We start from the raw sequence: 22,493 nt of genomic DNA on the forward strand, positions 1-22,493 counted from the left end.
TTGCCCCCATTAGGTCCTTTTGGCTCATTTATGACGGTTTTCTCTCTTTGCCGCGGGTTCGGGTCGATGATAAACTTCATAAATGCTACATAACCTGAACGTAAAAAATCCAAAGGAGGATAAACATGAATGTTCTCAGGCAACTGCAGGGCTTCTTTTGGGAGAAACGAAGTTATCTTTTTCTTTCCATTCTGTGTCTGGCGATTGCAACCGCTTTAGGTCTTGTCTATCCGCAGCTGTTAAAAGTGCTGATTGACGATGCAATCAAGCTGGAGAATTACGGCATCGTACCGCAGCTGGCACTCACCGTGCTGGGCGTGGTCATCCTTAAAGCTTTCATGCAGTTTTTGCATGGATTCTTTGGAGGGAGGCTGGGGAATTACCTGGCTTACTCGTTGCGAAACGCCTGCTATGAAAAGTTGCAATTTCTATCGTTCCGCTATTACGACACGGCTCGGACAGGGGATTTGATGTCGCGGCTGACGGGGGATTTGGAAGCAATCCGGATGTTTATCGGCTTCGGTTTTGCCCAACTCCTCAACCTCGTACTGATGGTGACTTTCGGTTCCATCATGATGTTCACCATCAGCTGGAAATTGACGCTGGTTACTTTGGTAGCGATGCCATTTCTGGTGTTCGCAGCTCTCAAATTCGAGTCCAAGATCCATCCGGCGTTCCAGGAGATGCGCCTGGCGCTCAGCTCGCTGACTACCGCGGTTCAGGAGAATATTACGGGTGTTCGTACCGTTAAATCCTTTGCTCGCGAGCCTCACGAAGTGGAGAAATTCTCCGAACGGAATGAGCGTTACAAAACCAATCAGATATTCGCCTCTTCCCTGTGGGCCCGTTATTTCCCGATGATGGAGCTCTTTGCGAATGTCAGCGTCGTCATTTTGCTTGCCGTCGGGGGCGCCATGGTTATCCAAGGTTCCATGACGGTAGGGGAGCTGGCAGCATTCTTCACCTTAATTTGGTACATAATCGGACCTCTTTGGGGGATCGGGTTCCACATTAACAACTATACGCAGTCGAAGGCTTCGGGTGAACGGGTGCTGGAGCTGTTGAATCAGCCCATTGATGTCGAAGACCGTGAGCGTGCGGTAGATTTGGTGCCAAGCCAGGTGAAGGGTCATGTCGTGTTCGACAATGTCACCTTTGCTTACGGCAACAAGATGGCTGCCGTCAAAGATATCAATCTGGATGCTCGTCCCGGCTCCGTGATCGGTTTGCTGGGGGGAACAGGTTCAGGGAAGTCAACCATTATCCAGCTCTTGATGCATGCCTATAACGTGAATCAGGGCAGCATCAAATTAGACGGCGTGAACATCAACGATATTAAGGTCCGGAGTCTGCGCAGCCAGATTGCAACGGTCTTCCAAGAGACTTTCCTGTTCTCGTCCAGCATCCGCAACAATATCTCTTACGGGATGAAGGACGTTAGCATGGATGAAATCATTCGGGTAGCCAAGCTGGCCAAGGCACATGACTTCATTATGGAAATGAAGGATGGCTACGATACCATTGTCGGTGAACGGGGGATGGGTCTTTCCGGCGGACAGAAGCAGCGGATCGCGATAGCCCGTGCACTTCTGAAGGACCCGAAAATCCTGATCCTCGATGATGCCACCAGCGCAGTGGACATGGAAACAGAGCATGAAATCCAATCCGGTTTCCAGGAAGTCATGAACGGCAGAACGACCTTTATTATCGCTCACCGTATTTCTTCCTTGCGTCATGCGGATGAAATTCTCGTTCTGGATGAAGGTAGAGTCGTGCAGCGCGGCAAGCATAACGATTTGATTGCGGTGCCGGGACCTTACCAGGATGTGTACAAAATACAATATGCGGACCTGATTGCGAAGCAAGCTCAAGCAGGAGGTACGCCAGGGCAGGTGCAAGCATGAACGCCAACGTAAATACTGAACCGCATCAGAAGCAAAAGATTCCGAGGCCGCGGAAGCCTTCGGAAGAAACCAATGAACGTTTTGTATACAAGGACGACGATGCGATCGAGAAGCCGTTTAACTGGACGCAGCTGACGCGTCTGATCTCGTATATGAAACCATATGCCAAACAGATCCTCCCGTTGATCGGCCTCATGATGATTATCGGCACGATTACGAAGCTTGCCATTCCGTTCCTGACGAGCTTGGCTATTGATCAGGCCATTGACCCGAAGGAAGGAAATCCGAGCCTGACCCTGCTGTATCAGATTACGATCGCCGTTCTGGCGATGTATATCATTCAATGGGTTGCCGGGATATTCCGGATCAAGTTTACGAATATCATCGGTCAGCGGGTTATCTATGACCTGCGCGCCGATTTGTTCCAGCATATACAGCGCCTATCCTTTAATTTCTTTGACAAGCGTCCGGCGGGATCCGTGCTGGTTCGCGTTACGAACGATGTCAACTCCCTGCAGGATTTGTTTACGAACGGGGTTGTCAATCTGATCATCGACTGCGTACAGCTGGTCGGCATCGTTGTCATCCTGCTGTTGATTAACTGGAAGCTTGGCCTGGCCGTGATCGTGACGGTACCGATCATGTTCTTTATCTCTACGAAACTCCGTGTGCGCATCCGGCGCGCATGGCAGGAAGTACGGATCCGGAACTCGCGGATTAACTCCCACTTGAACGAATCCATTCAGGGAATCCGCGTTACCCAAGCTTATACGCAAGAAGAAGAAAATATGAAATTTTTTGATAACATGAACCTGGACAGCAAAAAGTCCTGGGATAGGGCGTCGGCCATGAACCAAGGGTTTGGGCCTCTTATCGAGATTACCGGGGGGTTCGGTTCCCTGATCTTGTTCTGGCTTGGTGCCGTATTGATACAGCAAGGCGAGCTCACGATCGGTCTGTTGATTGCCTTTACCCAATATGTCGGGAACTTCTGGGAGCCGATCAATCGGCTCGGCCAAATGTATAACCAGCTGCTTGTCGCGATGGCATCGTCCGAACGTATCTTTGAATTCATAGACGAGAAGCCGAGCATCGATGATCAGCCTGGCGCGAAGAAATTGCCGACCATTAAAGGGGACATCAAGCTGGAGAATGTGGTGTTTGAATACGAAAAAGGACGCCAGGCTCTAAAAGGCATCAATCTGGACGTGAAGGCAGGCCAGTCGATTGCGTTGGTCGGTCATACCGGATCAGGCAAAAGTACCATCATTAATTTGCTCAGCCGCTTTTATGATATTACGGACGGTAAGTTAACCATCGACGGGTACGATATTCAAACGGTGACGGTAGAAAGCCTCCGGAATCAGATCGGCATCGTGCTGCAGGATACCTTTATATTCTCGGGTACGATTCGGGATAATATCCGCTTTGGCCGTCTGGATGCGACCAATGAGGAGATTGAAGACGTGGCCAAGGCTGTGGGCGCCCATGAGTTTATAGTCCAGATGCCGGGCGGCTACGATACCGAGGTCGAGGAACGCGGTAACATGCTGTCCATGGGGCAGCGGCAGCTGCTATCCTTTGCGAGGGCGCTCCTTGCCGACCCGCGGATTTTGATACTGGATGAAGCAACGGCAAGTATCGATACCGAGACGGAATTAAAAATCCAGAGTGCCCTTAAAGTGCTGCTTCAGGGACGTACCTCCTTCATCGTGGCGCACCGATTATCAACGATCCGCCATGCCGATCATATCGTCGTGCTGGATCACGGGAAGATCATCGAAGAAGGAAATCACGACCAGCTTATGCAGAAGCAGGGGACATATCATGGGCTGATTGAAGCACAATACCGATTTTTGTAAAAACGGCTTAACAAAGGTTTAACAAAACGGACACAAATGTAAAAAAAATGTCGCTTGATACTTGCAATCTTCTTCATAAACTTACAAAATAGAAGTAGAGTTTACTCAGAATTCATAGAAGAAGGGAAGCATGAGGGTATAATGAGCATCGAAAGCGTAATTTCTGCGCCTGCACTGCTGATTCGAAACTTTGAGAAGAATGATTTGGAAGCTGTCACATCCTTGATGCGAGAACTGAATTATCCGACCACGCTCAACGTCATGCGTGAACGGATGGAGTCCATGAACGACAACCCGTTATACGGCAACCTGGTTGCCGAGGTTGATGGAGACGTCGTCGGCATGATCATGCTTCGTCAAGTCAAATCCTTCACTATGACCGAACCGGTCACTCAAATTACTTCGGTTATTGTAACCTCAAGCTACCGCGGCCAAGGAATTGGCAAACGACTGATTCGCGGTGCAGAGACATGGGGAAGACAGCATGGTAGCCACCTCTTGTTTCTCACAAGCGGCAACCGGGAAGAACTTGCTCCCGCACATGCATTTTATGAACATATTGGATTTGAAAAGGCTGGTTACCAGTTCAGCAAAAAGCTGTAGCCTGGGCCTTTTCATTAACCCACCCCGTTTTCGGGGTGGGTTTTTTCTTGTTCTGACCTAGATTCTATGGAAGTTTAGAAGATTTTACCCGATTATCAAAAATACAAGGAATTCATTCGACCAGGACCGGTATTGGTTTCTGGGGCCCTGAGCATAAAGTAGGAATTCAAGGACTCCTTTCCAACAATTGTAGGATTGCCGAAGGTATCAAATGTGTTACAATGTGTTCGTACCTGATTACAAAAATGTAACCAATGCCTGACCGCCCCACACCCATCAAGTTCAACATCTTAGAACGGCGGTCAAGCAAACTCTACAACTATGAGCATAGGAGATGAGTATTCATGAACAACCATTGGATAAAGAAAATCGCAGGCGGCAGTATCGCGGCTGTATTGGCTGTTGGCATCATGCTGCCGACAACGGCTTCGGCTGCACCTGCTGATAGCAATAATTATGTAAACTGGCAACAGAAGATCCAGAAATTCCTGGAGAGCCAAGGCTTGGAGTCGCAGTTTAAATGGGTGGTCGTCCAACAACCGCAAACGGAAAAGCCTCAGGCGGACAAGCCTGCAGAGACGCCTCAAACAAGCAAGCCTGAGACCAGCAAACCGGAAGCAAGCAAACCAGAAGCAAGCAAGCCTGTGAGCAAGCCATCTACGACTCCGTCCCAGCCTTCCGAATCTGCGGGCACAACGGAGCAATCGAATTTTGCTTCCGAAGTTGTCAACTTGGTGAACCAAGAGCGTTCGAAAGCTGGCCTGAAGCCGCTCACGGTACATGCCAAGCTGACAACGGTAGCACTGGACAAAGCGAAGGACATGAGCAATAACAATTATTTCAGCCACACTTCGCCAACGCACGGCTCTCCATTCGACATGATGAAGGCTTACGGCATTTCTTACGGCTATGCCGGCGAGAATATCGCTAAAGGGCAGCGCACGCCGCAGGAAGTCATGAACTCTTGGATGAACAGCCAAGGTCACCGCGAAAATATCCTGTCTCCTAATTTCACCATGATCGGTGTGGGATATTACAACGGATACTGGGTTCAGGAATTCATCAGCCAATAAGCACGGATCTTGTTTTACATGATAAGGCTGCCCCGGGCGCGCAGAAAACTGCGTCCGGGGCAGCCTTCTTTGCGTGTTTTGATTTGCAAATTTTTTATAGAAGTCTTATGGTAATGTACATGAGGATTTTTGTAGGGGGAATGTCATGAAGTCATCTGCATGGATATGGCGTATCACGGCCTCCGTGTCGATTATCGTAACGATTGTGCTTATATTCGGTTTCGTGTATGCGTTTAAGGATATTAATGATCCTCAAGGTCAGCCCTTGCTCACCGGCGGCGAATCCGCCGCGCCAGGCCAAGAGACTGTGCCGCCGAAGCCGGAACGGGCTCCGTCGGAAGCGGTGCTGCCAAATGATCTGAAAGTGACGGCGATCGGAGACTCGCTTGCCAAGGGAACGGGGGACAGTACCGGGGGCGGTTTTGTCCGCCGAAGCGTCGAACAATTGAACGGCGATGGACGAACGGCCAGCCTGCTGGCCAATCTGGCGATAAACGGAATGACCACCGAGGGACTTCTCCCTAAGCTGGACGACAAGGGAATACAGTATGCCTTGAAGGAAGCCAACGTCATTATGCTGTCTATCGGGGGCAATGATATCTTTCAAGGAAGCGGGCTGATGGAGGGGGCGGCGGATGCCGGCGAGCTGGAGCTCGATCCAGCCATGCTGATGGGCGCATTGCCGCAGGCCTCCGAACGCTTGCAGACAATTCTTGAGAAGATTCGGGATATTAATCCGAATGCCCGAATTGTTTATATCGGCTTGTATCATCCCTTTTCCGATTTGGAAGAATTGCTGATACCCGGCAATGTCGTGGTCTCAGCATGGAATCATGCGGTCATGGAGCTCGTAAACCGGGATCCCAATATGACGCTTGTCCCTACATTCGATTTGTTTCAGCATAAGCTCGGCGAGTATCTGTCCACGGACCATTTCCATCCGAACGGGGCAGGATATCAGGCCATCGCGGATCGAATTGTAGAAGGTATGCTGTAGCATGAAGAGGATGTCAGGTGGGAGATGGAAATCGATGAATGAACAAGTGCAGGAAATCGTACTATCCGTCCAGCATGTAAAAAAGAAAATCGGTCGAAAATGGATTATACATGATGTGTCGTTCGATGTGCGCGCGGGCGAAATATTCGGGTTCCTGGGGCCGAACGGGGCAGGAAAAACAACCACGATCCGAATGCTTGTGGATTTGATCAAGCCGTCATCCGGCAGGATCGAGGTCTGCGGTTACGATGTGAACCGCCAGCAGGAGCAGGCGCTGCGCTATATTGGATCCATCGTGGAGAATCCGGAGATGTATTCGTATTTGACCGGCTGGGAAAATCTCGAGCATTTTGCGAGAATGCAGCCCGGTATTGACGATCAGCGGATACAGGAAGTTGTGGATACGGTCAGGCTTGATCGAAGAATCCATGACAAGGTCAGCACTTATTCACTTGGCATGCGGCAGCGTTTGGGGATCGCCCAGGCCTTGCTCGGCAGGCCGAAGCTGCTGATTCTGGACGAGCCGACGAACGGTCTTGACCCGAAGGGAATCAAAGAAATGCGGCAGTTCATCCATCAGTTGGCCGAGGAGGGCTTGGCTGTATTTGTTTCCAGCCATCTGCTGAGCGAAATCCAGCTGTTATGCGATCGGGTAGCCATCATCAGCAGCGGAAGGGTGCTTGCGGTAGGCGAGGTCGATGAATTGATTGCCGGCAGCAGCGATCATGTCATCTGGGATCTGAATCCCGCCGTGCAGGGTAAACGAATTCTGCAGAAGCTGGATTATTGCGAGATCGTGGACCGCCCGGAGGACGTGCTTGACGATAATGTACTGGCAGGCATGTCACCGGATGCCGTTGTGACCCGAATGCATGCTGCACATGCATCAAGGGCTGTGGAAAGGCTGGTTGGCGCCGGCGTGCAGGTCCGGGAGGTTCACCGGATCAACCCTACGCTGGAGCAGCTGTTCCTGCAGATGACGGAGGGTGAGAGCATTGAGTAATCTGTTGCCCCTGATCAAGAACGAATGCATCAAAATTATCAAGCGTAAGCGGTTTTATGTGGTTCTTCTGGTTCTCCTCGTCCTAGTGCCCATGTTTACATACGCCCAGATGAAGTCCGCAGAACGGAGCCGGGATAAGTTCAACAGCGACTGGCGGCTTGAGCTTCAGCAGCGGATCACGGATAATGAGAATTCGCTTAGCAGTGACCGGGTGCCGGATGAATGGAAACGATATCGGCAAATCTTTATTCAGCAGATGCAGTATTATTTGCAGCATGATGTGAATCCTAATCAACCAAACGGGGTAACGTTCACGCGGGAATTTCTGAACAATGCGATATCCTTGTTTATCCCGCTGCTCATCATGGCCATTGCTTCGGATATCGTTTCCGGAGAGCGGACGACCGGCACCATTAAGATGCTCCTGACAAGGCCGGTAAAGCGCTGGAAAGTGCTGCTGAGCAAACTGGTAGCCTTGATCATGTTCACGTCGCTCATTGTCGTTTCCACCTTTGTCATCGCTTACCTGATCTCTGGTCTCGCTTTCGGCTACAAGGGGTTTGACATCCCGGTATTCACGGGTTTCCAAATTGTCGGGTCAGACGTGGATATGTCCGGCGTTCATGCGGTGCCCCAATGGAAGTATTTGCTGATGCAGGGCGGTTTGGTCTGGTTTGTCGGCGTATGCGTCGGCATGCTGGCTTTTATGGTATCCGTCCTGGTTCGAAGCACGGCGGCCAGCATCGTCATTATGATGGCGGCATTGATCGCCGGAAATATTCTGACGAATATGGCGTCGGCATGGAGCAGCGCCAAATATTTGTTCATGGTAAACCTGAATTTGACCAGTTATTTAGCGGGCAATTTGCCGCCGATTGAGGGCATGACCTTGAATTTTTCCCTTGCCGTATTAGCCATTTGGGCGATTTGTGCGGTTATTGTTGCATTCAGTGTCTTTACGAGAAGGGATATCTTGAATTAAAATGGACAAAGCATGAAACATTTGTTTGCATTTTTTAGAGAACCGCGTTCTTCTAAAATATTGGAATGTAGAAATAGAAAACACGAGATACGTGAAATTGAAGGAGGAGCATGAATGGTCGAACAGATCGATATGTTTGCAGAGTCATCAAAGAACGGCGGTACTAACCGTTCAGGATACGATGCTGACGACATTCAAGTGCTCGAAGGCCTTGTTGCGGTACGCAAACGGCCAGGCATGTACATAGGGAGCACAAGCTCGTCGGGTCTGCATCATCTGGTATGGGAAATTGTGGACAACGCCGTTGACGAGCATTTGGCCAAGTACTGCTCGAGAATTGAAATTACTTTGCATAAAGACGGATCCGCGACGGTATACGATAACGGACGCGGTATTCCGACCGGGATGCACAAGACCGGCATTCCCACGCCGCAGGTGGTATTCACCATTTTGCATGCCGGCGGCAAATTCGGCGGTTCCGGATACAAGAAGTCCGGCGGCCTTCACGGCGTTGGCGCATCCGTAACCAATGCGTTGTCCGAGTGGCTGGAAGTGGAGATTTACCGCGAAGGTAAAATTCACCGCCAACGCTTCGAGTACTGGCAGGACAAAAAAGGAAAAGAGCATGTCGGAGAACCGGTAACCGGTCTTGAGGTTCTGGGCAATACGAACAAAACAGGGACGAAAATCACGTTTAAACCGGACGCGCGCGTGTTTACCTCGGGAACGCATCTGAACTACGACACGCTTGCAGAGCGCTTACAGGAGATTGCCTTCCTGAATTCAGGACTCCGAATAGTCTTGAAAGACGAGCGGAGCGGGAATGGGGAAGAATTTTTTTATGAAGGCGGCGCAAGCCAGTTCGTCCAATTTTTGAATGAAGGCAAGGACGTGCTGCACGATGTGATCCATTTTTATGCCGAGAAGGATGACATCGAAGTCGAAATCGCCCTTCAATATAATGCAGGATATACCGAAACGCTGGCCTCGTTCGTTAACTCCATCCCGACGCGCGGGGGCGGTACGCATGAGACGGGCTTCAAGACGGCGTATACGCGCGTCATGAACGATTATGCACGGAAGAACAATCTTCTGAAGGAAAAGGACAAGAATCTGGAGGGGAATGACCTCCGGGAAGGCATGATGACCGTAATCAGCGTCAAGATGGCTGAGGTCGAATTCGTGGGTCAGACGAAGGACCAGCTGGGAAGCGCCTCTGCGCGGAGCGCGGTGGACAGCATCGTTACCGAGAAGATGCAAATTTTCCTAGAGGAAAATCCGCAGGTTGCCCAAACGCTGCTGAAGAAGGCCATTCAGGCCTCCAAAGCGCGCGAAGCGGCCCGGAAGGCAAGGGATGAGATGCGCAGCGGCAAGAAGCGCAGCGAGAGTTCCAATCTCGGCGGCAAGCTGACACCGGCTCAGTCCAAGGATTTTTCGCGAACCGAATTGTTCATTGTCGAAGGGGACTCCGCTGGCGGCTCGGCAAAGCAGGGGCGGGATTCTAAGATCCAGGCGATCCTGCCGCTTAAAGGGAAGCCGATGAACCCGGAAAAATCCAAGCTGGCCGACATCCTGAAGAATGATGAATACCGTGCGATCGTATCCGCGATCGGCGCGGGGATCGGTACGGAATTTACAGCCGGGGACAGCAATTATTCGAAAATCATCATCATGACCGATGCGGATACGGATGGAGCCCACATTCAGGTGCTGCTGCTCACGTTCTTCTACAGATACATGAAGCCGTTGATTGATGAAGGCCGCGTCTATCTTGCGCAGCCTCCGTTGTATAAAATTGCCAGCAAATCCGGCAAGCTGGAAACCGTGCGGTATGCCTGGACGGATGAACAGCTGGCTAATTATTTGAAGGAATTCAAAAATTTTGAGCTGCAGCGCTACAAGGGACTGGGCGAGATGAACCCGGAGCAGTTATGGGAAACGACGATGAACCCGGAAACACGGACCTTGCTGCAGGTTCAAATCGAAGATGCCGCCAAAGCGGAGCGGCGCGTGTCTACGCTGATGGGAGATAAGGTAGATCCCCGCAAGCGGTGGATCGTTGAAAATGTCAACTTCGCGGAGTTTGAGGAATAGAAGGTGAATGAATGAGTTTATCGGAGCAATTTTTGCCGGCATTTCTGGAAGAGGTTGTAGGTGACCGATTTGGCCGGTATTCCAAGTATATAATTCAGGACCGGGCGATCCCGGACGTTCGTGACGGCCTGAAGCCCGTTCAACGTCGGATTCTGTACGCCATGTACGATTCGGGTAACACACCGGATAAACCATACCGCAAATCGGCGAAAACCGTCGGGGATGTCATGGGCAACTACCATCCGCACGGGGACTCATCGATTTATGAAGGCATGGTTCGGATGGCCCAGCCATGGAAAATGGGACATGTGCTTGTGGACGGTCACGGAAACTGGGGTTCCCAGGACGATGATCCGGCAGCAGCGATGCGTTATACCGAGGCCAGGCTGTCGCCGATTGCCATGGAGCTGCTGCGCGATATCGAGAAGCGAACCGTGCTGTTCAAGGACAATTTTGATAACACGGCGAAGGAGCCGGTTGTGCTGCCTTCGCGGTACCCGAATCTGCTTGTGAACGGAGCTAGCGGGATTTCCGCGGGCTTCGCCACCGAAATCCCGCCTCACAATCTGCGGGAAGTAATCGATGCGTGCATCGCCGTCATGCAGAAGCCGGAGATCGAGCTGGACGAGATCATGACGTTCATAAAAGGCCCGGACTTCCCGACCGGCGGTATCATCATGGGCGGCGAAGGCATTTTGGATGCCTATCGGACAGGCAAAGGCCGGGTCTATCTGCGATCCAAGACGGACATTGAATCGCTTCGTGGTGGTAAACAGCAGATCGTCATCACGGAAATTCCTTATCAGGTTGTTAAGTCGAGACTGGTTACGGCAATGGAAAACATTCGTCTTGAGAAAAAAGTCGAAGGCATCGCCGAGGTTCGGGACGAGAGCGGACGGGAAGGGCTTCGCATCGTCGTGGAGCTGAAGAAGGATGCCGACGCGAACGGGATTCTGGCTTATTTGTTCAAGAAAACAGACCTGCAGATTACGTACAATTTCAATATGGTTGCCATCGTGAATAAAACCCCTCAGCAGCTGGGGCTTAAAGCGATGCTGTCGGCCTATATCGACCATCAGCGTGAAGTCGTCACCCACCGGACGCAGTTCGAGCTGGAGAAAGCCGAGGATCGGGCTCATGTATTGGAAGGCCTCGTCAAGGCGCTCAACATACTGGACGAAGTGATTGCGGCTATTAAGGCTTCCAAGAATCGCCAGGATGCCCAGAACAATCTGCAATGGATGTTCGGTTTCACGGAGAGACAAGCTGACTCGATTCTGACGCTGCAATTATACCGTCTTACCAACCTTGAAATTCATTCCCTGCAAAAAGAGCTGGACGAGCTGACAAAGAAAATCGAGGGCTTGCGTGCGATTCTCGACAGCGATAAGAAGCTGATTGGCGTCATTCGCAAAGAGCTGATCGAAATTCGGGAGAAGTACGGCATCGACCGGCGTTCGGTTATCCAGGAAGAAGTGGAAGAGATCAAGGTGAACCTTGAAGTGCTTGTTAACGCCGAGGATGTGCTCGTAACCTTGTCGAATGAAGGCTATATCAAGCGTACCAGCATGTTATCCTTCACCCGCAGCGGAGGTGAGCTGGAAAGCTCAGGCGTCAAGGAAGGGGATTACATCACGCGCTTGTTTGAAGTCAATACCCTGGAGAATCTGCTGATCTTCACGAGCCGCGGGCAATATTTCTTATTGCCGGTGCATCAGGTTCCGGAGTACAAGTGGAAAGATGCCGGTACGGCCATTGTTAACGTGATCCAGGTACCGAAAGAGGACCATATCGTATCGGTCATCCCGGTTTCGAACTTTGACGAAGCGGGCAAATCGCTTGTCTTCGTGAGCCGCAAAGGGCAAGTGAAGCGGACAGATCTCAAGGAGTACGTAACCAAACGGTCTGGCGCGGTTGCGGCTGCGAAGGTAGCTGCGGAAGACAGCATCATCCAGGTCGTTATGAGTGACAGCAATAAGGATATCGTGCTGATCTCGAAAGAAGGGATGAGCATCCGCTTCAATGAACAGGAAGTCAATGCCATGGGACGCGTTTCCGGTGGGGTTCGGGGAATCCAGCTTCGAGACGGGGACGAGGTCGTTGCGGCATTATGGGTGGAGAACGATGAAGGCGAAATTTTGACCATCACGGATCTTGGATACGGCAAACGAAGCTTGCTGTTGGATTATCCGGCCCAAAGCCGCGGCGGAAAAGGCATGGCCACGTTTGAGTTCAAGGAAGGCAAGCGGGTGAAGCCTAACGGCAGCGCCATTGTCGGCGCGTTCTATTGTCGCGAGCCGCTGCAGATTAACGCTTATAGCGAAGACGGGCAAGCTTTCCCGATTCACACGGAGAAAGTTCCGATTATGGAGCGTAAATCGATTGGTAAACTACTGGCCGATGTCGGCAAGAACGGGCAGATTGTCGATTTGGTCAGTCTCCCGCATGCAGAGTTAGGCAAAGAAGGTTAGGCAAGAGCGAGCCTTTCCTTTAATTCGGATATGGATTGAATAGAGATGAATGGACGAAAGCACCTTCGATGAACGGTTGTCGGGGTGCTTTTGTTGTATTTAGCGTTGGATGACGCATGTTTAAATTTATACTATTTGACATATGTCTGGCGCTGTCGAAGTAAGGTGAATGTTGAGAAACGCCGTCACACAAGGCATGACGGGTTTTGTCGCTTGATTGGAAATTATATTTTTTAACGAAAAAAGAAGGATATTGGCTGGCATCCAGCGAAAAGTTAATCCTATAAACTATTATGAAAATCATGACGCTGGCTCAAACGGAAGTTCATTCATCAGAGTACAGTTCCGCAAACTCAGATAGTATTTCGATGTTTGATCATGACAGACATAACGGAAGGGACGGGATAAACATGCATACTGCCGAATTCGCCAAGGTGTGGTCCAAGCTGGCCAAGGATTATAAACTCCATATGGAAGCCGGATTGGCCCCGACATTGACGGAGTCGCAACTCATGGTGCTGGAAGTGCTCGCTGAGCAGAAGCGGATGAAACCTTCCGATTTCATTCCTTACCTGGCTACAAGTCCGGCTGCCGTAACGATGCTATTGGACCGGATGGAGAAGAACGAATTGATCCAACGGGAACGGGACGCAAATGACAGACGGATCGTCTGGGTGACGATATCCTATAAAGGACGCGAGGAATATACGCGAGGATTACAGGTTAGGGAGGAGTACCTTTCCCGGATTCTGAACCGCATATCCTCGCATAATCAACAGCTGCTTGTCTATCTATTGGGAAAGATCAGCACGGCTCCTCAGGAGGTTCTGGTCGAGGCGTAGGCATTATTGACCCAGCACCTAACATGGAATGCACAGAAGCCCCCGTGTCTGGCTGCCTGCGGCAGCTCCGACTTTGGGGGCGGTTTCATTGTTTTGCTAATATTGCTTTCTAGTCACGTGGTCACTAACGAACCTTGGCATAATTTGATGAAGTTAAGACTTAAGCAGCCATAAAGCCGGCACGTTAGCGGGTTCCCATCCAGGCAGGGACGTATGGGCTTGGCGGCACTCATAGGTTTTGCCTCCATACGTGACCAAAGCTCCCTGCTGGTATGAAGTATTCGGAGCCCAGGCCGGAGTTTCCGGTACAGAGCCGTCCGCCGTGGTGACTTGCAGCTCATTGCTGGCTGGGGATACGTTGCCTGCCGCATCGCGTGCTTTTACGGTAAAGCTATAGGTCGTGTTTGGCGATAATCCGCCAACTGTATAGGATAGCGTGCTGCCGGACACCGTCGTAACCAGCGTGGTGCCCCGATATACCTCATAGCCGCTTACTCCGACGTTATCCGTGGAAGCGTTCCAGGCTAATGATACGCTTGTGGACGTCGATCCCGCAGATCGTAAATTGGCAGGAGCCGTCGGAGCTTGGGTGTCCGGAACGGGATTTGATGTGCTGGCGGTTAGCGGGCTGCTCGCCTGTGATACGTTGCCTGCTCCGTCACGGGCTTTTACCGTAAAGGTATAGGAGGTGCCTGCTTGCAGGCCGGTAACGGTGTGGCTCAGGGTGGATCCGGATACCGTTGCCACTAGATTGGAGCCTCGATAGATTTCATAGCCTGTGACTCCTACGTTATCCGTAGAGGCGTTCCAGGCGAGCGAAATGCTGCTGCTTGTAACCCCTGTGGTTCTCAGATTCGCCGGCACGGTCGGTGCCTGCGTGTCCTGATTGCCGCTGCCGTTATTCAGGTTCACGTCGATCACGTTATAGAAGGCATTGCCCGTATCGGCGATTTCCCATACGGCGAGGATGAGATAGTAGCCGGTGCGGTCGGTAGGTACGTTACAAGTATGGGTTACGGTGTTCGGCGGTTGTTTGCCGCCGTCATTGAAGGAGCAGAACAATTCGAGATCTGCGCGTGCGAGGGGTTTGCTGGAATCCCAGCCTTTTTTCGTAATATAATATTTCCAATCGGATGTAGCATGGGCTGCGGTCAGCACCCACTTAAACGTGTTCGGCCCGCCGTTCATGTTTACCTTGCTCCAGCGGGTTGGCGTCTGTTCATACAGTTCGGTAAAGATTCCGGCACCGGTGATTTGGCCGTCCGCCGGTCCGCCGATCGGAAAGTTCCCTTTCCCTTCCAGGGAATGCGGTTCATAGATGATTCTGCCGCAGTTGACGTTCTCGCCAAGCTTGCACTTATAACCACGACTGGCCGGTGATTCGATATAACCATGAGCGGAAACGCTGCTTGCCGTAATGATCATAATGGTGAAAAACAACAGTGTGCTTCCTAAAAAAATCCACAGCGGTTTCAAATGCAAGCGGTGATTTGTTTGACACTGAACCTGATCCATAACAAATACCTCCTTGAATATTGAATTTGAAATTCAGCGGACTCCTGTTGCTGATCAAACCTCCTTATGCTGCGGGTTTACTTGCTCTGCACAAAACAGGAACGAACCGGCTATCGACTCCATTCATGAATAATCCTTGATCATCCTCCTCCTCGGCAACCGTGATCTATATAAACCCCAAGATGAGGTTCATACCATGATTGTACAAATCAACTAAAAAATGTTAATCTATTCTGGTTACTATTCTTTGCCATTCTTTGTTAAAAGTAAAGGGATAATATATTATGATAGAGGGATAAAATATTACAATATTTGTAATTAGTTACATAGTCATAGCATTAGGCGTAGACATACAAAAAAACGAAATCCAATGATGGATTTCGTTTTTTAAAAATTCATTGATAGGTTCGTCATGTCGATCCCAGCTGGTCCATATTGAAGATACTCCAGGGATAAACGGAAGGCGGCATGGAACGAATGGAGATGTCCTCTTTGGTAACAGGGTGAGGGAATCCGACCAATACGGACCATAAGGCAATCTGTTGGCCGGCCTTGTTCACCTTGCTTCCATACTTCTGATCGCCGAACAGCGGATGACCCGCATGGCTGAGCTGTACGCGTATTTGGTGTGGTCTACCCGTGTGCAGTTCGATCCGGACAAGACTTACGCCTTCCGCTGCTTGGAGCACCGTATAATCCAGAATGGCTTCCTTGGCTCCGTCCGTCCCTTTGGAGGTAACGTGGACGGTGTTGGTTTTAGCATCCTTGTACAGCATGTTCACGAGCCGGCCTGAAGTTTTCGCTGGAACACCGTGAACGACCGCTACGTACTGCTTACGGAAGCTGCGGCTACGGACGGCCTCCGATAATCGGGAGGCGGCTTTGGACGTCTTAGCGAATACCATCGCTCCGCCCACGGGACGGTCAAGGCGGTGCACCAATCCCAAAAAAACGTTCCCCGGCTTGTTATAACGCTCCTTGATGTCCTGTTTCAGTATGGTTAGCATGTCGGGATCACCGGTAGCATCCTCCTGCGAGGGGATGTTGACCGGCTTGGTTACGCCCAACACATGATTATCCTCGAAAAGAATCGGCACGGCCGGATACGTTGCTGGTCCCCGTCTGCTCATCGAATCAGGACTCCCATCTGCCCAGGATGCCGCATGGCAGGTTCATGCCGGAGCGGGTAATCGGCAATCCGATTTCGCCTGCGCTGATCAATCCGCCGTACTTCGGCTTCATGGTCATGGTGAGCATGTTGTTCAGAACGGTCGGGGAGATGCCGGTCGTGTAGGAGTTAATCAGCATGAACAGCGGGTTATCCGATACGATGCTCATGCAGCTTTCGAGGAATGGATACAGGCTCTGTTCCAGCTTCCACGTTTCTCCGCTTGGTCCGCGCCCATAAGAGGGAGGATCCATAATGATCGCATCGTATTTGTTTCCCCGACGCTGTTCCCGCTGCACGAATTTAAACACGTCATCCGTAATATAACGGATAGGGCGGTCAGCCAGGCCGGACAATGCCGCGTTTTCCTTGGCCCATTGAACCATCCCCTTCGCAGCATCCACGTGGACGACCTGAGCACCGGCAGATGCCGCAGCGACGGTAGCTCCGCCCGTATAGGCGAACAGGTTCAGCACGCTGATCGGACGACCGGCGGAAGCGATTTTGTCCATCATCCAGCGCCAGTTCGCAGCCTGCTCCGGGAACAAGCCGGTATGTTTAAAATTGGTCGGTCGGATATGAAATTTCAATTGGTCGTACGAGATGGTCCATCGATCCGGCAGCTGCTTTTTCATGTCCCATTGCCCGCCGCCGGACGAGCTGCGGTGATAATGTCCGTGTACATTGCGCCATTGTCCGTCTTCACGTTCAATCGGCCAGATGATCTGCGGATCCGGACGCCTTAGAATGACATCGCCCCAGCGCTCCAGCTTCTCACCCCCACCGGTGTCGATGACCTCGTAATCTTGCCAACCTTGAGCTACATACATGTTGAAAACCATCCTTCAAATAGTCATTTAGACTTTATTGTACAACATATTGAAAGCTGAATGCCACCAAGGATTCCCCGCCTTAACCCAACCACTCGGATGATACGGGTCTATGAATTTCGGTTTACCCCAAATTTTCGAATGCGGAATGAAAACGGAATTCGCCATGAAGGTTATGAAGTGCGCCTTGCTGAAGCTCGGCGACCATGAACACCTCATCGGAAACGGCGAATTGGGATACATCGATTCCATGGTTTCGGGCCTGGACAAAACCGTAACGCGGATAATACAAGGGATGGCCGAACAGAAACACAAGCGGATAGCCATGCGAGAGACACCGCCGTTTCCCCTCTTCAATCAGTTGCCCGCCGATCCCCTGCCGTTGATACTTCGGAAGCACAGCCAGCGGCCCTAGCGCAGCTACCCGATGGGTATGATCGCCGTCAAGAAGGCTGCCCCGGCTAAACATAATATGACCCTTGATGATCCCGTCCTCTTCGGCAACCATGGACAATTCCCTTTCAAAAGCTCCGTCTTCCCGCAATCGTTGTACCAGGATCGCTTCTTCCTGACCGGAAAAAGCCTGGATGAGCAGTTCGTTGACCTGCTCATAATCATTCTTGGTTTCGGTACGTATGTTCATCGTTATCTCTCCTTCAATATATGGTTCATGTTTCTTCATTTCGTTATCCGTACAATCGTTCCAAATTATCTATTCAGGAATCGTTACTCCGGCTTCGTTTCAATTTGCAATCCTTCAACATGCTTGCGCTTCATCAAATTGCGCTTCTTCCGGTTCTCTTTGCTTTCAAAGACGATATCCAGATCATAATCCTCCGGGTAGAGATCCTTAGCCGCAATATAGGGCTTCAACCGTTTATGGTTGATTTTCAATCGCTCCTGTTGAATCATGACACCGATATGACCTCTAGCGTCCATGGTTTCATAAACGGTGCCGCTTCGTTTCAAATATGGCACATAGACCCGATCTCCAAGCTGATAAAGGGAAGAGGCGGGGGCTTCGTCTTCTTTATTCTTGTCGTCTAAGGGTTGATCCGGACCCTCGATAGGGAAGGAATCGTATTCACCCGGGGTTGGTTCTCCGGCCCGTTCTTCGGTGTCCGAGCTATCCTTGTGACTGTAGGCAGCAATACCTCTTGTCGTCCCCGCCTCCGTGATTTCCCGTGATCTGGCAATGATCGCTTCCGGAATCCCCAGCTTAGCAGCGATGACAAAAGCATAACTGTGACCGGCTTCACCAATCCGCAGGCGGTAGAGCGGCTCGAGGGTGTCGGCATCAAATTCCATGCGGGCATTCTCAAAGCCTGCCGTGCGATCGGCAAAATTTTTGATTTCGGTGAAATGGGTAGTGACCACGACCGTTGCTTGACGTTGAAACAGCTCTTCCAGAATGGCGATGGACAACCCGACGCCTTCACCCGGGTCCGTTCCGGAAGCCATTTCATCGAGCAACACCAGCGTGGACCTGCCGGCCGTCTGCAAAATGTCGCGGATGTTGCGGATATGGGCCGAGAATGTGCTCAGGGCATGCTCCAAACTCTGCCCGTCCCCGATGTCGACGGACACCTCGTCAAAGACGGCACAATGGCTGCCTTCCGCTACGGGAACCAGCAAACCGGACTGAACCATAATGGTGATCAGCCCAACCGTCTTAAGCGCTGAAGTTTTGCCGCCGGTATTTGGACCCGTTATGATTAAGGTTTTATATCGTTTCCCGATGGTGAAGTCCAGCGGTACCATGGAGGAGCCGATTAAAGGGTGAACCGCGGATTTGAGATGGATGAATCCCTCCTGGTTCAGATCCACATTGCGCCCTCCGATGGAAATCGCGTATTTGCCCCTGGCTATGATGTAGTCGTAGATTCCGACGGTATCGGCGTTGGTTCTCAGTTCGTATTGATACTGCTCGACGAGTGCCGTCAAATCGCTCAGCACTTTGGTTTCTTCCCGGACCTCATCGGCTTGCAGGTGGTTCAGTTCCATCTGAAGTCCCTGCATATCGGCTGGTTCGATGAATACCGTCTGCCCGCTGGCCGATTCATCCAGAATCGAGCCGCTCACGGCTTTTCGGTGCTCCTTCTTAATGGGCAGCACGTAACGTCCTCCGCGTTTGCTGACGACGTGCTCTTGCATGATCCCTTTGTAACGGCTCATCAGGCTGTCGAGCTTACGCTTGATCCGTTCCTCGGTTACGATGATTTTTTTGCGGATTTTCGCCAGGTCTTTGCTTGCGCCATCCACAACGCGGCCGGCATGAATGCTGCGTTCGATTTCGGACAGGAGCTGGCGCAGCTCATGCATGGAAGAGGCGTAGGAACTGATCGTCGGAGCAATGCTGCTCTTGGCGGCCATATATTGAATGAGCTGACGGCAGCTTCTGAGATACTGGACCAAATGGCCGAAATCGCGCTCGGACAGGACATATCCGGTGCCGAGCAAATCCAGGATCAACTCAACGCCCTCCAGTGAGGGAATAGGCACGCTAGCACCGCTTTGCAGCAGGGTTTTGGCTTCCTCCGTTTCATTGAGCTTATTACGAATGGCCTTCATCTGGGTGAGGGGGGTCATCTTCTGAATGTGCGAAATGCCCAGATAGGATACGGCAAAGCGTTCGAGTTCGGTGCGTATTTTCTCATACTCCAATTTGTTTAATGCCAATGGCTTCATGGGTTACATTCTCCTTTAGACTAAAATGGTTGAAGGTAATACAACGCAAAAAAGGCGGAAAGCGAACTACTCAGGTTCGCTTTCCGCCCAAAGACCGTTATTCCGATGGATATGGCGTGGGACAGCTCCAAATAACCCCGCTGAGTAGAGAGGGGAGACCCAAAAAATCCGTGCTGAACTCAGCACGGATGACCATATCATATCGAAATAAACCCTAAAGGGGCTTCAATTGATATCCGCAGTTCTTAACTAATTCAACGGACGAAATGAGAATCCATCAAAAAATAAACATATCCCTAATCAGGAAATGCCCAGAATTTTACATTTCGATCCATATGAAATTGGGTTAGTTAAGAACGACCACCGACATCAAAATCTCTCCTTTAGATAAGAGTATGGATTAACTATATCCATAAACAAGGTCGGAAGTCAAGGCTTAAATGAGGAGGCGTTTCCCGTATAAAACTGTGATAAGATGGAAGGGTGAAGCTGCTGCTAATCCTTAAGCCGTGCAGCAGCCAGTGATCGCTTAAGACAGGAGAGGAGCTGTATACATGGGGAAATTGCTGACACGAAGTGAGGTTCCAATCGAGGCTACCTGGAATCTGGATGATTTGTTTGTCTCGCAAGAAGAATTTGAAGCGGGTCTCAAAGCGCTTGAATCGCAAGCTGCTCAATTGACGCGGTTTAAGGGCAGGCTAGGCGATGGTGCATCTGTACTTCTCGAATGCTTGAATGAACAGGAAGCGTTGATGGAGAGCATCGGCCGAGTCGGGGCATATGCCAGACTGCGTCAGTCGGAAGACGGAACCAACCCGTCCAACCTGGCGAATTCGGCCAAAACGGGCGATGTGTTGTCCCGCATCCAGTCCTCCTTAACATTTATTGAATCGGAGCTGCTGGATCTCCAGGACGGAACCATCGAGCATTACATAACGAAGGAAGAAGGGCTGGCGCCTTATGCCCGAAGCTTGACGCTGCTGCTGGAGTCCAAGCCTCACCGCTTGAGTCCTGAGACGGAGAGCGTGCTTGCATCGCTGGGCGAGGTGCTCGGTTCCCCTTACCGCATCTATTTGCGCAGCAAGCTGTCGGATATGACCTTTGATGACATTCAAGTGAATGATGAAACCAAGCCGGTCTCGTTCCGTCTGTATGAGAATTCCTACGAAATGTCCGAGGATACGGAGCTTCGGCGCGAAGCCTATGCGTCTTTTACGAAGTCGCTGCAGGGGGCGCGTCACACTTTTGCCGAGGCGTATGCCACGGAAGTGAAGAAGCAGGTGGTGCTGTCCCGGCTTCGCGGGTTTGACTCCGTTACGGACATGCTGCTCAAGCCTCAGCAAGTGACAATGGATATGTACACTCATATCCACGATACGATTCTGAAGGAGCTTGCTCCGCATATGCGCAGGCTGATGAAGCTGAAGAAACGCGAGCTTGGTTTGGATCAGATGCTGTTCTGCGATTTGAAAGCGCCGATGGATCCGGATTTCAATCCAAGCGTAACCTATGAAGAAGCTTGTGCCACCATTTCCAGCGCCTTGTCGATTCTTGGTCCCGAATACGGCGAGATCGTTGAATCCGCGTTCTCCAAGCGCTGGGTGGACTATGCCGATAATATCGGCAAATCTACCGGAGCGTTCTGTTCATCGGTTTACGGAGTGCATTCCTATATCCTGATGGCATGGGCGGACAATATGCGCAATGCCTTCACGTTAGCACACGAGGTAGGGCATGCGGGCCATTTGATGCTCGCTGCTCGCTATCAACGCATCACCAATGCCCGTCCGTCCATGTATTTTATCGAAGCGCCGTCAACGATGAACGAGCTTCTCTTGGCGGATCACTTGCTAAGTCAATCCGAGGATAAGCGGATGCGGCGCTGGATCATTCTCCAACTGCTGAGCACCTATTACCACAATTACGTGACGCACCTTCTGGAAGCGGAAATGCAGAGAAGGGTATACCGCCATGCGATGGCCGATGAACCGATTACGGCAGACAAGCTGTCCGAGCTTAAGGGCGCAGTGCTTTCCGATTTCTGGGGAGACGCCGTGGAACTGGACGAAGGCGCGAAGCTTACTTGGATGCGGCAACCCCATTACTATATGGGACTATACCCTTACACCTATGCGGCAGGCTTGACCGCTTCAACAGCTGCGGCGCAGCTGATCCGCGAGGAGGGCCAACCGGCCGTGGAGCGATGGCTTCAAGTGCTCAAGGCCGGCGGCAGCAAGAGCCCGCTGGAATTGATGGCCATGGCGGGCGTCGATATGTCCACGTCGGAGCCGATCTCCAAAGCGGTGGCTTATGTAGGCAAACTGGTAGACGAACTGGAATCCCTGTACCAATAGAACGAAACCGATCACTCGGTGCGAAAACGAGAAAAAAGGTGGCCCACAGCATAAGAAGCCGTGGATCACCTTTTTTTGACGCAGATAGATTGAGAACGAAAAGTGAC

The 22,493-nt window shown here is 51.2% G+C and carries 16 protein-coding genes; 11 read left to right on the forward strand and 5 right to left on the reverse strand.

Annotated elements, in window-relative coordinates; all coding sequences use genetic code 11:
• Positions 1-125: 125 nt before the first annotated feature.
• The 10 genes from MHI43_RS11540 to MHI43_RS11585 all read left to right on the forward strand — a co-directional run bounded on the left by MHI43_RS11540 (position 126) and on the right by MHI43_RS11585 (position 13,831).
• Entirely contained in the window at positions 126-1,904 is a 1,779-nt protein-coding gene (locus MHI43_RS11540; protein WP_015734598.1) for an ABC transporter ATP-binding protein, read from the forward strand.
• Complete coding sequence (locus MHI43_RS11545; protein WP_015734599.1) at positions 1,901-3,766, forward strand: ABC transporter ATP-binding protein; 1,866 nt, start codon at positions 1,901-1,903, stop codon at positions 3,764-3,766. Before MHI43_RS11540 ends, MHI43_RS11545 begins: the two co-directional genes overlap by 4 nt.
• A 141-nt stretch (positions 3,767-3,907) precedes the next feature.
• Positions 3,908-4,369: a GNAT family N-acetyltransferase gene (locus MHI43_RS11550; RefSeq protein WP_009591358.1), complete on the forward strand. Its 462-nt coding sequence runs from the start codon at positions 3,908-3,910 to the stop codon at positions 4,367-4,369.
• Between the two features lie 344 nt (positions 4,370-4,713).
• Complete coding sequence (locus tag MHI43_RS11555) at positions 4,714-5,442, forward strand: CAP domain-containing protein (RefSeq protein ID WP_036665576.1); 729 nt, start codon at positions 4,714-4,716, stop codon at positions 5,440-5,442.
• Between the two features lie 145 nt (positions 5,443-5,587).
• Positions 5,588-6,439, forward strand: a complete 852-nt coding sequence (locus MHI43_RS11560) for a GDSL-type esterase/lipase family protein (RefSeq protein WP_036665575.1) — start codon at positions 5,588-5,590, stop codon at positions 6,437-6,439.
• A gap of 34 nt (positions 6,440-6,473) precedes the next feature.
• Complete coding sequence (locus MHI43_RS11565; protein WP_036665573.1) at positions 6,474-7,442, forward strand: ABC transporter ATP-binding protein; 969 nt, start codon at positions 6,474-6,476, stop codon at positions 7,440-7,442.
• Positions 7,435-8,424 carry an ABC transporter permease gene (locus MHI43_RS11570; RefSeq protein WP_036665572.1) on the forward strand — a complete coding sequence of 330 codons (990 nt, stop codon included), beginning with the start codon at positions 7,435-7,437 and terminating at the stop codon, positions 8,422-8,424. Before MHI43_RS11565 ends, MHI43_RS11570 begins: the two co-directional genes overlap by 8 nt.
• 114 nt (positions 8,425-8,538) lie before the next feature.
• Entirely contained in the window at positions 8,539-10,518 is a 1,980-nt protein-coding gene (parE, locus tag MHI43_RS11575; protein WP_009591364.1) for a DNA topoisomerase IV subunit B, read from the forward strand.
• A gap of 11 nt (positions 10,519-10,529) precedes the next feature.
• Positions 10,530-12,989 carry a DNA gyrase subunit A gene (gyrA, locus tag MHI43_RS11580; protein WP_036665571.1) on the forward strand — a complete coding sequence of 820 codons (2,460 nt, stop codon included), beginning with the start codon at positions 10,530-10,532 and terminating at the stop codon, positions 12,987-12,989.
• 410 nt (positions 12,990-13,399) lie between these two features.
• Positions 13,400-13,831, forward strand: coding sequence for a MarR family transcriptional regulator (locus tag MHI43_RS11585; RefSeq protein ID WP_015734605.1), 432 nt, complete (start codon positions 13,400-13,402; stop codon positions 13,829-13,831).
• Between the two features lie 153 nt (positions 13,832-13,984).
• Here MHI43_RS11585 and MHI43_RS11590 read toward each other — a convergent pair whose 3' ends face one another.
• From MHI43_RS11590 to MHI43_RS11610, 5 genes are all read right to left on the reverse strand, one after another.
• The gene (locus MHI43_RS11590) at positions 13,985-15,346 is read right to left on the reverse strand and encodes a lytic polysaccharide monooxygenase (RefSeq protein ID WP_015734606.1); all 1,362 of its coding nucleotides are present in this window, start codon (positions 15,344-15,346) and stop codon (positions 13,985-13,987) included.
• A 410-nt stretch (positions 15,347-15,756) separates the two neighbouring features.
• The gene (locus MHI43_RS11595) at positions 15,757-16,476 is read right to left on the reverse strand and encodes an RNA pseudouridine synthase (RefSeq protein ID WP_036665570.1); all 720 of its coding nucleotides are present in this window, start codon (positions 16,474-16,476) and stop codon (positions 15,757-15,759) included.
• A 4-nt stretch (positions 16,477-16,480) separates the two neighbouring features.
• Positions 16,481-17,344, reverse strand: coding sequence for a class I SAM-dependent methyltransferase (locus MHI43_RS11600; protein ID WP_015734608.1), 864 nt, complete (start codon positions 17,342-17,344; stop codon positions 16,481-16,483).
• 124 nt (positions 17,345-17,468) lie between these two features.
• Entirely contained in the window at positions 17,469-17,987 is a 519-nt protein-coding gene (locus MHI43_RS11605) for an N-acetyltransferase (protein ID WP_036665568.1), read from the reverse strand.
• 83 nt (positions 17,988-18,070) lie between these two features.
• The gene (locus MHI43_RS11610) at positions 18,071-20,032 is read right to left on the reverse strand and encodes a DNA mismatch repair protein MutS (protein WP_036665566.1); all 1,962 of its coding nucleotides are present in this window, start codon (positions 20,030-20,032) and stop codon (positions 18,071-18,073) included.
• Positions 20,033-20,586: 554 nt separating this feature from the next.
• Between MHI43_RS11610 and pepF the strand changes: the two genes are divergently transcribed.
• A complete protein-coding gene (gene pepF / locus MHI43_RS11615) occupies positions 20,587-22,386 on the forward strand; it encodes an oligoendopeptidase F (RefSeq protein ID WP_036665565.1) in 1,800 nt (599 codons plus the stop codon).
• Positions 22,387-22,493 lie beyond the last annotated feature (107 nt).

This window comes from Paenibacillus sp. FSL H8-0457, from assembly GCF_038051935.1.
GTDB classification, from domain to species: domain Bacteria; phylum Bacillota; class Bacilli; order Paenibacillales; family Paenibacillaceae; genus Paenibacillus_AQ; species Paenibacillus_AQ lautus_A.

Bases quoted from the DNA above. Each gene is read 5' to 3' on its own strand.
- MHI43_RS11540 (WP_015734598.1), top strand. From the start codon at position 126: ATGAATGTTCTCAGGCAACTGCAGGGCTTCTTTTGGGAGAAACGAAGT.
- MHI43_RS11545 (WP_015734599.1), top strand. From the start codon at position 1,901: ATGAACGCCAACGTAAATACTGAACCGCATCAGAAGCAAAAGATTCCG.
- MHI43_RS11550 (WP_009591358.1), top strand. From the start codon at position 3,908: ATGAGCATCGAAAGCGTAATTTCTGCGCCTGCACTGCTGATTCGAAAC.
- MHI43_RS11555 (WP_036665576.1), top strand. From the start codon at position 4,714: ATGAACAACCATTGGATAAAGAAAATCGCAGGCGGCAGTATCGCGGCT.
- MHI43_RS11560 (WP_036665575.1), top strand. From the start codon at position 5,588: ATGAAGTCATCTGCATGGATATGGCGTATCACGGCCTCCGTGTCGATT.
- MHI43_RS11565 (WP_036665573.1), top strand. From the start codon at position 6,474: ATGAATGAACAAGTGCAGGAAATCGTACTATCCGTCCAGCATGTAAAA.
- parE (WP_009591364.1), top strand. From the start codon at position 8,539: ATGGTCGAACAGATCGATATGTTTGCAGAGTCATCAAAGAACGGCGGT.
- gyrA (WP_036665571.1), top strand. From the start codon at position 10,530: ATGAGTTTATCGGAGCAATTTTTGCCGGCATTTCTGGAAGAGGTTGTA.
- MHI43_RS11585 (WP_015734605.1), top strand. From the start codon at position 13,400: ATGCATACTGCCGAATTCGCCAAGGTGTGGTCCAAGCTGGCCAAGGAT.
- MHI43_RS11590 (WP_015734606.1), bottom strand. From the start codon at position 15,346: ATGGATCAGGTTCAGTGTCAAACAAATCACCGCTTGCATTTGAAACCG.
- MHI43_RS11595 (WP_036665570.1), bottom strand. From the start codon at position 16,476: ATGAGCAGACGGGGACCAGCAACGTATCCGGCCGTGCCGATTCTTTTC.
- MHI43_RS11600 (WP_015734608.1), bottom strand. From the start codon at position 17,344: ATGTATGTAGCTCAAGGTTGGCAAGATTACGAGGTCATCGACACCGGT.
- MHI43_RS11605 (WP_036665568.1), bottom strand. From the start codon at position 17,987: ATGAACATACGTACCGAAACCAAGAATGATTATGAGCAGGTCAACGAA.
- MHI43_RS11610 (WP_036665566.1), bottom strand. From the start codon at position 20,032: ATGAAGCCATTGGCATTAAACAAATTGGAGTATGAGAAAATACGCACC.
- pepF (WP_036665565.1), top strand. From the start codon at position 20,587: ATGGGGAAATTGCTGACACGAAGTGAGGTTCCAATCGAGGCTACCTGG.